Here is an 11,051-nt window from a genome sequence, read left to right as displayed (position 1 = left end):
GAACCTAAAAAAGATGACCCCTGTTCAATACAGAAATCATCTTCTTCAGGCTTCCTAACCTTTTTTTAAATGTCCTTTACAAAGGGTACATTTTAAAATGGGCAGCTTTTTTTATGGAGTAAGAAATGATTGTGGCAATACTGCAAATCCTAAATATAAAACTAATGCAAATGCAACGATAAATTGAATCCAAAAAGCAGATGTTCTTCTGTTTCTCGCTACGCGTGATAATATCATATCAAATGTACCGATAACCCATAATCCGCCAATTACCTTTAAAATATACCATTTGGTTAAATCCGAGTAGTAGTGTGGGAAAAGCATAATTCCTGTTCCAATTATCACCAAATAAAATACTCTTAAAATCATTTGGACAATTTTCGCACCTTTTATTTTTCCGCTTTTATTTAAGGAAAGCGCTACAAAAAATAAAATAAGTGCTACAATCCATGCCGTAATATGTGCGTGAATCATTTAATTTTGCCTCCTTATTTATAGTCCAAGCAATCATATCATAGGCAAATTAAAAATACTAAAAAAAGAGCTTAAATCCTGACAATATTGTAAATTAGAAAAAGTAGACGTCAGGGGTATACCTGTTGCTTCAAGCTGTTTATAAAGTTTCGGTACTTTTATTTTTATCATTATCAGAAATTAAATAATCCCCTTGCATAAACAAGCAAGGGGATTTTAACCTATTTTAAAGGTTTCATTATTCTTCAGTATCTGGACTGTTCACCATGATTCCGGCAACTTGTGTCAAACGGTCATAAAAGGCTAGTCCGGCTGGATTTTGATCCAGACCAATTTCTTGAAATGCTTCCCACATACAACGCAGCCAAGCCTTGGCCCTTTTAGGCGTCACTTCAAATGGCAGATGCCGATCACGCATCGCAGGTGGTCCAAATTCCTGACTGTATAGTGCAGGTCCGCCTAAAAACTGCGGTAAGAACATGCGTTGCTTTCTCATAATTTCTTTCATATCGCCCTCAAATAATGGCCTTAAAACTTCGTCATCATATACACGTGGATAAAAAGCATTGACAAGCTGGTCGATTGTTTCTTGCCCGCCGATTTCATTATAAAGCGTTTTAAATTGATAATTCATTTTCTTCACCCACTTTATTTTTTCCTATTTTAATAATTATAAACTTAAAATAGGAATAGTTTCGTGATTTATATCACGTCAAAATGATTTGTAATATTTTTAGAACCCGATTTTTTTGGGCGAATGAATCACATTATATCCGCCTATACATATGATAAGGAAAGAAACCTATGAAAAAAGCGGAAGCAACCTAGGAAAAAAGCAGTTCATTTTTTCCCTCCCGAGGTTGGGCGCTAAAGCTAGATTAAAAAAGGGTGTGGATTATGCCGGCGATTGTTGGAGTTGCTCAGGTCATTACACTGGGGAACAGTTCTGTTTTTCACATTGGAGATGTTTATAAAATTATGCCTTTTGCCGCTGCAAAAACATTCTCTGGAGCAGGTTCCTTTAACACTGGGGAACGTTTAAACGTTCATAATAATTTAAGTTCAACGAATACAACGGATCCAGACATGATTGATCAAGCGAATGCCTTTAATATGTAATGGATGGGGGATCTAGAATGAATTTTTACATCCAGCAGTCCATTCAAATCAATTTTATCAAAATTGGCGGGATTACCAATTCCTCTGTCCTGCAAATTGGCACTGCCGGTATTATTAAGCCTGCTGCTTATTTGTATAACACTGGAGGGTTTACTAAACCGGCACCAGCCGCTATTAAACCTGGAGAAATCGCAAAGCCTCCCACAACTCCCGAAGCATTTGCGCCTGCAGTTCCCTTACAGGCACCAGTAAGAACGGTTGAGTAGCAAATCCTCGTTAGCACAAATACTTGGCAAGTCTCCAGTTTGTTCCGCATATATATTTATTTAGGGTGAGGAGACTACAAGACGGGGTGATCGAATTGTATCAGGATCTATACCAATACCTTCAGTGGCTGCTGACATGCATTCAAGCACAAGAAAAAAGAATTGCATCATTAGAAGCGGCAATTCAAAATATGCAGAACGATCTAAAGCAAATAAGGGAAAAACCGGCCATTCATGTCGATACAATTCAATATAATTTTGATCAATTGAAGGTGGAAACCCTTGAAGGTACGCTTTCTATTGGCCTAAATCCGAATGATTTATCCGGAATTGAGGATTTTGCGATACAAGGTCAATCATTGAATACCCCAGTATCTCCAAAGTCCCAAATGCAGCGGTCAATGAAAATTGAAGAGGCAATTTATCGATATTTGGAAACAGATTTACCTCAAATTATTGAGAATACTGAAAACCAATTAAGAATCCAGCCAAATGAATCCTATTTATCTTTCATCAAACAGGATATAATGAAACAGCTTCCCAATAGAATTGAGTATCACTTAAAATCCATTCCTGCAACTGACCAATCAGACGAAAATAAATCTTTAGTAGAAAATCAGATTATTGAATTACTGAAACAGGAAATTCATAATGGTGTTTATACCTTTTTAAATAATTTACCTGAGAATGTGAAAGGAATGAATATGGAATGAACCTTGAAGTTTATAACCGCGAGCTCGTTGTTGGAAACATCCAAATTACAGGTGTTTCCAGTTCTTCCTTAGTCCTTGTGGGAGATACCGAAACAATTCAATTGGCTTCTGCTTTCGACACTCCTGCTGAATCATTAATTATCGGACCATTTGTACCGTTGGAACCGGATGTGACCCCTGGATATGCTACAGCGAACATCTAATGTTGACCAATTAAATGTAATGGTCCTATCCTACTCTTCGATTATTCAGCTTGGGGATTCCTGCATCATAAATGGATTTTCGCGAGCTATCGCTGTTCAAAGGGAAGCAGAAATATTTTATGGGAATGAAGGGAATTTTCCTTCCTATTCTGTATTTAAAAAGCCTATTCCATTACCACCAATCAACGAAACTGTTTCATTTTTACCTCATAATCCCAAACCAATAATAAAAGTAAAAAAAATTGATATTATTGGTATTTCTTCTTCATCGATTTTACACGTAGGAAACAGTCGAAATGTTTCTATGGAGGCTAGAGTTAAACATATCCGGCAAGAACTCCCATACGGGCATGAACAGGATATCAAGGAAATGCAAAGAATGCCTTAGACATTTATTATTGTAAAGGATGTTGGTAATGCCAGCAATTATTGGTCCTGTGCAAATTGTTGCTGTTAGCGGCGGAATTGTTCAATTTGGCGATACAGTTTATATTTCACCAAAGAGCACTGCAAAAACTTACGGAGGCTCTGGGGGATTTAATACAGGCGGTATCATCATTGCAAACAATGGTATAAGTGGAACAAACGTTTTAGATCCCGATCTTATTGACCAGCCTATAGCTGGAAACAATTAAAAAACGGCATAAACCTATGAATTGGTTTATGCCGTTTTTTATGTTGGCCTCTTATTCTTCATCCAGATTTAGAATATGGGCACCATCGAAGAAAAACAAATAGCGTTCATTCACTTTTCTTTTCCAAATTTGTTCAATTGCTTTTGTGTATAAATTAATTTGCAATCTATAACGGTCAAGAAGGATCGGTTTTGCCTGTTCAAACCCGCCTTTATATCGGTCCGTTATACCATCAGATTTATAATCAATCAGTACCAGTCCTTGGTCATCTTCAAATATACAATCCATAATCCCCTGAACAAAGATGGATTCCGTCTCGTCTTTCCAATTCATGTATACCTCTTCTGCAGGGAGTGATATGGTAAAAGGAACTTCGCGGTTAATCTCTTTCGCAGCACATAGCCTTCTCCCCAATTCCGATGTAAAGAATTGAACAATTAACCCGGCATCGATTACCATTGCTTGTTCAGGGGTTAATAATTCATTAACGACCATATTGGTTATTTGTGCTTGAATGGAATCAACACTGACTGGTTTTATTAAATCGACATGCTGCATAACCATATGAAGAGCTGTACCGCGTTCCGCAGGGGTTAGTTGTTTTTCTTGCATGAACTTCGGCCGTTTTAAAATCGGTTTGTTATACCTTCGAAGGAGATCGGTCCCACTCTGCTCATCGGAAATTTCCCTTTGCCGTTTCATTTCTGAAACGGATTGTTTCGACCGATTTGCTACCGCATCCCGGTAGGTATATTCCCATGTTAATCGATCATCTATTTCCCTTGCATAGGTTGTATCAACCGATACAGGCTTGGAGATTCTTACTAAATCCAGATTGTCATCTTCCTTACAATCTTCACCTATTTCTAGATTTTTGAGTTCTTCGCTCCTCAAAATCGAAATTTCCCATGCCGAAGGATGGAACATAATTTCACTGGAAGTTTGCAATCCCTTTTTTTCCGGTACCCTTACATCTATACAATCTTGATGACGAACCAATGCCGGCCCAACCCAATCCATATAACAGGAGGCAGATGCCCTTTCATAGTCCTTTAAGAGCCATTCCTGATTCGTGATAACATCATTCCACTGGTCTATTTTTTTACCGGCATCATTCACTGTACCAAGTAAATATAGTCTTTCCTTTGCCCGCGTTAAGGCAACATATAATACGCGCATTTCCTCTGCAAGCATTTCCATTTTCTTTTTCCTCTTAAATGCCATTTGCGGTAATGACGGGAAGGTAATTCGTTTTTCTACATTTACATATTTGGCAGCAAATCCATACTCCTTATCAAGCATATACGAATTGCGAATATCCGACATATTAAAACTTCGGGACATCCCTGCAACAAAGACAACTGGAAATTCAAGTCCTTTACTGCTATGGATGGTCATAACCCGAACCACATCTTCCTGCTCCCCTAGTGCTCTTGCCGCCCCCAGGTCATCTCCCCGTTCCATCATCCTTTCGACAAAACGCAAAAACCTGAATAAACCTCTAAAGGAGGTTTGTTCATATTGCCGTGCGCGATCATATAAAGCGCTTAGATTTGCCTGGCGCTGCTTGCCACCCGGTAATCCTCCAACAAAGTCATAAAAATGGGTGTCCCGATAAAGCTGCCAAATAAGTTCCGAAAGCGATCCTTTTCTGGCAACTCCCCGCCATTCTTTTAATAAATCAGAAAAGCGGCGGACTTTTTCGAAAAACATTTCGGTATTTTCAGCTTCCGTACTTCGTGAAAAGGTATTAACCGCATCCCAAAAGGATCCCCTTTTTTTATAAATTCGAATTTTGGCAAGTTCTTCTTCATTTAGACCGACAATGGGAGAACGAAGAACAGACGCTAAAGGAATATCCTGATAAGGATTGTCGATTACACGAAGCAATGACAACATGATAGCCACTTCAGTTGCTTCAAAGTACCCTGTTGATAAATTTGCATAAATAGGGATTCCTTGCTGCTTGAATTCCTCCATAATTTGCGGTGCCCATGTCATCGACCTGAGAAGAATGACAATATCCCGATACATAAGAGGACGGCTGGCTTTTGACTTTGTATTGTATACCTGCTTTCCACTCGAGATTAATTCCTTAATCTTTGATGCTATCACTCTTGCTTCCAGCTGGGACTTTTCTAAATCAACAGCATCAAACTCATCCGCCTGGTTTTCACCTTCATCCTCCGTGCCTTGTGTTTCTTTCTGCTCTTTGTTTAAATCTACGAGCAAAAGCTCTACCGGATACGGCTCATCATAAGGGTAAGGGGCACCATTGCGGAGTTCAGCCGCTTCATCATATTCGATTTCCCCCACTTTAACCCCCATAATTTGTTTGAATAAAAAATTCGTCCCATCTAAAACTTCTTTCCGGCTCCTGAAATTACAGGCGAGGTCGATTTTAAGACCCGATAATTCTCCATCATGCCGAAAACGATTGTATTTACCTAAAAATAAATTAGGTTCTGCCAGACGGAAACGATAGATGGACTGCTTGACGTCACCGACCATGAACAAATTGCCAGTCATCTCATTTTCATTCGCTACTAGCTTTAAAATGGTTTCTTGAACCAAATTCACATCCTGGTATTCATCCACAAATATTTCTTTAAAATGCTTTTTGTAGGCTAAAGCTGCACTTGATGGAAGAAATTCTCCTTCCTTGGAAATTTCCCCTGTAAGAATTTGCAGACAATCATGTTCTAAATCCGCATAATCTACTAGTCCCTTTTCCTTTTTCGCTTTCTCGAAGCGTTCTGAAAAGTCACTTACCAAACGAACAAGTGTCTCAATCAGCGGATACATTTCCTCCATATCACGTAAAAAACTTTCAGGCTTTCTTGAAAAAAGTTCATCCTTTACATCAGCTAGCTTTTTCTTCGCTTTATCACGCAGTTTCTGGGCTTTTTCGGTTAAATCTTTATGATACTCGTCCCCTTTTACAGGTTTAGCTCTGGAAAAAGACCATGTCTGCATGGCGTTGTAAAGGGTTTGCCATGAATCCTTCTTTGCCGTCATAAGAGTATCAATAACGTTTAAATCATCCAAAAAGTTTTCTGACCTGGGATGTGGACCGCCTGGCTGTTTTGCGATTTCTAAACAGCTATTAATCATTTCCTTTGCAGCCTCTAGCTGCAATTCAATATCATATAAAAGCGCCTCAATAAACGGAAGCTCTTCAATTGTAGAGATCGTGGTGACATCGTACATATTAAGAATTGATTCCAAGTACTTTTCCGGCTCCGGATTTGAACGGGCGAAATCATAAATGGAACGGACGATATCCATTAAAGCTGCATCGTTCCTGTCGTTCGTAAACGAATCAACAAGGGTAAAAAATACCTCATTGTCCGGCTTTCCATATTGTTCTTCAAATAATTCATCTATAACTTCATCTCTAATTAATTGAGCCTCGGTCTCATCCGCAATCCGGAACCCGGGGTCAACATCGATTAAATAATAATACTTGCGGATCACTTCCATACAAAAGGAGTGCAGCGTGGAGATAGACGCTTTATTTAATAAACTAAGCTGTTTTCTCAAATGTCTCGATTCTGGATCATTGTCAATTGCCTTCTCTAGTGCTTCACCAATTCGATGACGCATTTCTGCTGCTGAGGCATTTGTGAAGGTGACTACCAGCAATTCATCCACATCGATTGGGTCATCTGTCGAAAGGATTTTTTGAATGATGCGCTCCACAAGGACAGCGGTTTTTCCCGAACCTGCTGCTGCCGCAACGAGAATATCCTTATTTTTAGCCATGATAGCCTTCCATTGATCTTCTGTCCATGTTGCCCCTTCCGGCATTGGCGGGATCATCAAATTACTCATTCTGGGGTATTCTCCTTTCCAATCAACTCAAAAATATCCTCTTTCGAGTGTGGTGCTAGTATCCGGTACCGATTATCTTCGATCGATTCGTCAAATTGGCAGACCGATTTATAGGCACAAAATGTACAAGGCGTTTTATCTTTTAGCTTATAAGGTGCAATTTGAACCGCACCATCAATAATCGAATTTCCCGTTTTTTGATATAGATTTCGAACGTAATGCCGTAAATTCTCAAACTCATTAATGCTGGCTACTTTGGATTTTTTGGTTAAATTACCGTCTTTTTTGATTCCTGCTGAAATAATTTGTGAATCACCGGATTCAAGTGTCTGATCCATCAAACGAATGACATTTTGATCACTTAGCATTAACCCGTTCATTTTAAACTTTTTCATCATTTCCTGTTCAATTTCATCCATCGTTAACACTTTTTTCGTGCTAATAAACGGGTTGTGAACATGGAAATAAAGAACACCTGCCGGGGTCGCTTCCATTTTTACCAACTCTTTTGAATGGGTTATGACGATATCGAGATAAGTCAGCATTTGCAGTGCAAGCCCATAATAAACCTCGCCTAAATTGACATCTTTTTCACTGGATTTATAATCTATTACCCGCAAAAATACACTTCCGTTTTCGTCTTTTGCCTGATCTACTCGGTCAATTCGCCCTGCCAGCTCCATTTTCTTTCCATTTTTTAACGAAAACCTTAATGGCGGAAGCTCTCCTCTTGAGCCAAATCCTAGTTCTAAGCCAATCGGTGAAAATCCGCTAACCTTGGCATGTTCACTTAATACTAAAGAGGCACGGGTAATAATTTGCTCCAATTTTCTTTTAATATAATGATGACGTTCTGAGCTTAATAAAATTTCATTTTGCAGCTTTGGAGCTAAAGTATTGACCGCTTCCTTTGATAAAACTTCACATTGCTGCCTTGTTAATTTACTCCAAGAAATCTTTTGTTCATTTACGGTATCTGATATATGCTTTAATGCCGCATGGAATAGCTCCCCTATATCGGGTGCTTCCAACCGGAATATTTGTCGTTCTCTTAGTTTTAACCCATGCTGAGCAAAATGGGAAAAAGCACAGCCATTGAATAATTCCATTCTCGAAACACTCGCCTGAATGGTATCTCCATATAATTCATCTGCTACCTCTTTTGAAAGATTTACCGCTTGGTTTGTATAAAAAAGGCTGGATAAAACTTTTTCAGCCTGCTCCTTTCTTTCCCCTTCGATATAAAAGTTATATACATTCCACCAAAGAGAAGAAATCAGATAATTTCTCTTCTTTAATTGTAGCTGTGCTGTTAAATAGGACAGTGTCGATGTTGGATTTGATACAAAGCTAAGCTGATCTTTTTCCGCCAGCTCCACTGGGTCGTTTACAAAAACAAGTTCATCTAATCGAGGGAACATATCTTTTAATCTTTTAATATACGATGAAGGAATAAGGGCTTTTCCTTCATTATTAGCAAGCGGATAGGTAACATAAAGCAGGTCTGACGGGATCGTCATGGCTTTATAGGCTAAAAAGTTTTCATCAAGAAGGCGTGTCCGACTGCTTGGTGCTACCTTGATACCGACAATTTCCAGCATTTCTCGGTCATCATCCGCCAATATTCCTTCATCCGTCAGTTTTGCTGGCAATACCCCTTCATTAACGCCGACCACGAATGCAACCCTGATTTCTGTTAATCTTGATTTTTCCAAGTCTCCAACTAATACTTGATCAATCGCTGGAGGAATAAGGGAGAAATGCAATGATTCAAAGCCAGCTTCTAAAATAGCGGCAAACGACTTCAATGAAATCGGTTCATTACCTAGGATTTCAACGTATTGGTCTAATAGGTCTATCACTGCATTCCAGACCTGTTCATGTTCCCGCATTTTAACAAGATTGCCTTTTTCCTCTTCAGCCATTTTCCACTTTTCAAGCTTTGCAGGTATCTCTAATTCTTCTAAATATAAATAGATGGCTTCGCAAAGCTTTCTTCCGGTGTCTGCTTTTTTCAAACGCCTGGATAAACGTAAGATGGGGGCAGATACCAGGACTTTCAGTTCGTTTAGTTCCTGTTCAATTTGCTTTTCAGCATCTGTTTGAACACTCGTCTCCAACTCTAGACCGTAGGAACGCTGGTAACTCCACCGCTCTTTTTTCGTCCACTTACTTCCTTTTATCCCATAAGCAAGGCAATAGTTTTCGAGCCGGTCCATTTTTTCCCGCATTTTACCTGAATTCTCCTGCAGCGGATAAAGTAATTCCGTTTTAATCACCCTGAATATTGGCTCATAGCGCCAATACGTTTGGATCACTTCCAGGCTGGAGCGAAGGAATTCGATGAGGGGATGGTTTAACATCGTTCTTTTTTGGTCGATAAAATAGGGAATCTGATGATCATCAAAAATCGGAACTAAAAGATCATGATAGTCCCCACCGTTACGGATCAGTAAGGCTATATCGCGGTAGCGGTAGCCTTTTGTCCGGACCAACTCACGAATTTCCCTTGCAATCCCTTCCATTTCTGCCCGTCTGTTAACTGCTTGACCAATATGAATCGTCGTTTGTCCTTCATAAGGCACAGTAGGCCTGACATCGAACATTTCTTCCAGATGGCGTAAGGAAGGATGATTCCACTTTTGTTGATTTCCTAGTAAAATCGGTTCTTCCACTTCTATACCTTCAACGCTCGCCATTTCAAAAATAGAATAACAAGCATCAGCCGACAGCCTGAATAAATCGAGTTCATCAGGTGCTGCATGAACAGACAACTTATCTGTCGTCATGGCAATGGTAACACTCCCGCAATTCTTCATGAGTTCCCTTATGACAAGGTATTCCTGTGGTGTAAAGCTGTAAAACCCATCAATATAGATTTCTGCTTCCTTTAGATATCCGGACGAAGCCACTTTTTCTGCAAGGAGATGAAAATAGTCTTCAGAATCAATGTATTTCCCAAAAATTTCATCTTCAAATTGTTTATAGATGATTTCTAAATCATGTAATTTATCTTGGAGTGCCTTAGCGGATTCATTGCCGAGGTTTATTGATCCTTCCATAAGTTCTTCAGGCCGAATACAATACCGCTTGAATTCAATAATCATTTGTTCCAATTGTTGAGTAAAACCATGTTTATCGGCAGCGCGCCCGAACAAGGTTAATTGTTCCTTTTGTTCTTCAATGATTTTACGAATCAGCATACTCATTCCGACGTTGCTTAAATGATATCGGCTGATTCCGCCCGTTTCTTGTAAAATTCTCCATGCAAGCCGCGGAAAACTATACACCTGGGCTCGAATCATTCCGCCAATTTGCGGATTTCTAGCTAAATGATACTCAGATAAAAACGTCATTTGCTCGGGAACAATGTAAATAATTGGTTTACCCATTGGATTTTCCAATAGCCGATCTCGTATTTCATTTAAACACAGCGATGTTTTTCCGCTTCCAGACCGCCCAATGATCATTCTAACTGACATGTGCTTCCCCCCATTCCCTAAACTCTTTGTCTTTCATTTTATCATGAAATGGGCACAGATGTTTGGAATTACGTCCGTTTTATGAACCCAAAAATGGTAAAAAAAACGGCAGCAAAAAAAGAGCAAGTCACCATGTTCTCAGGCTGTCGATTCCCTTTTCCGGTAAAACAAGCTCGTTCGGGCAATCAAACCACTTTTCTTTTCCCTTTTAACAGTAATACCAGCTCGTCCGGGCAATCAAACCACTTTTCTTTTCCCTTTTAACAGTAATACCAGCTCGTTCGGGCAATCAAACCACTTTTCTTTTCCCTTTTAACAGTAATAC

Annotated in this window: 10 protein-coding genes; 6 read left to right on the top strand and 4 right to left on the bottom strand. The window is 39.3% G+C overall.

Annotated features, from left to right (window positions below):
* Positions 1-111: 111 nt before the first annotated feature.
* Together J2Y67_RS26935 and J2Y67_RS26930 are read right to left on the bottom strand one after the other, a co-directional pair.
* Positions 112-474 (bottom strand): YisL family protein, encoded by a 363-nt coding sequence (locus J2Y67_RS26935; RefSeq protein WP_310179166.1) that lies wholly within the window; start codon positions 472-474, stop codon positions 112-114.
* 238 nt (positions 475-712) lie between these two features.
* Positions 713-1,108, bottom strand: a complete 396-nt coding sequence (locus J2Y67_RS26930) for a globin domain-containing protein (RefSeq protein WP_310179164.1) — start codon at positions 1,106-1,108, stop codon at positions 713-715.
* Positions 1,109-1,371: 263 nt separating this feature from the next.
* On the opposite strand from J2Y67_RS26930, the gene J2Y67_RS26925 reads away from it, so the two are divergent.
* The 6 genes from J2Y67_RS26925 (at position 1,372) to J2Y67_RS26900 (ending at position 3,410) form a co-directional block, all read left to right on the top strand.
* Positions 1,372-1,593, top strand: coding sequence for a spore germination protein (locus J2Y67_RS26925; RefSeq protein ID WP_026574484.1), 222 nt, complete (start codon positions 1,372-1,374; stop codon positions 1,591-1,593).
* A gap of 17 nt (positions 1,594-1,610) precedes the next feature.
* Positions 1,611-1,859, top strand: a complete 249-nt coding sequence (locus J2Y67_RS26920) for a spore germination protein GerPB (RefSeq protein ID WP_310179161.1) — start codon at positions 1,611-1,613, stop codon at positions 1,857-1,859.
* An 86-nt stretch (positions 1,860-1,945) separates the two neighbouring features.
* Positions 1,946-2,572 carry a spore germination protein GerPC gene (gene gerPC / locus J2Y67_RS26915; RefSeq protein WP_310179159.1) on the top strand — a complete coding sequence of 209 codons (627 nt, stop codon included), beginning with the start codon at positions 1,946-1,948 and terminating at the stop codon, positions 2,570-2,572.
* Entirely contained in the window at positions 2,569-2,775 is a 207-nt protein-coding gene (locus J2Y67_RS26910; protein WP_310179157.1) for a spore gernimation protein GerPD, read from the top strand. The genes gerPC and J2Y67_RS26910 overlap by 4 nt, the downstream gene beginning before the upstream one ends.
* Positions 2,756-3,163, top strand: a complete 408-nt coding sequence (locus tag J2Y67_RS26905; protein WP_310179155.1) for a spore germination protein GerPE — start codon at positions 2,756-2,758, stop codon at positions 3,161-3,163. Before J2Y67_RS26910 ends, J2Y67_RS26905 begins: the two co-directional genes overlap by 20 nt.
* Before the next feature lie 28 nt (positions 3,164-3,191).
* A complete protein-coding gene (locus tag J2Y67_RS26900; protein WP_310179153.1) occupies positions 3,192-3,410 on the top strand; it encodes a spore germination protein in 219 nt (72 codons plus the stop codon).
* A gap of 51 nt (positions 3,411-3,461) precedes the next feature.
* Here the strand turns inward: J2Y67_RS26900 and addA are convergent, their stop codons facing one another.
* Positions 3,462-7,244: a helicase-exonuclease AddAB subunit AddA gene (gene addA / locus J2Y67_RS26895; RefSeq protein WP_310179150.1), complete on the bottom strand. Its 3,783-nt coding sequence runs from the start codon at positions 7,242-7,244 to the stop codon at positions 3,462-3,464.
* A complete protein-coding gene (addB, locus tag J2Y67_RS26890; RefSeq protein ID WP_310179148.1) occupies positions 7,241-10,726 on the bottom strand; it encodes a helicase-exonuclease AddAB subunit AddB in 3,486 nt (1,161 codons plus the stop codon). The genes addA and addB overlap by 4 nt, the downstream gene beginning before the upstream one ends.
* Positions 10,727-11,051: the final 325 nt, after the last annotated feature.

Source organism: Neobacillus niacini, assembly GCF_031456445.1.
GTDB lineage: Bacteria > Bacillota > Bacilli > Bacillales > Cytobacillaceae > Neobacillus > Neobacillus niacini_I.
The sequence above is the reverse complement of the archived record's forward strand: the minus strand, read 5'-3'. Positions and strand labels throughout refer to the sequence as shown.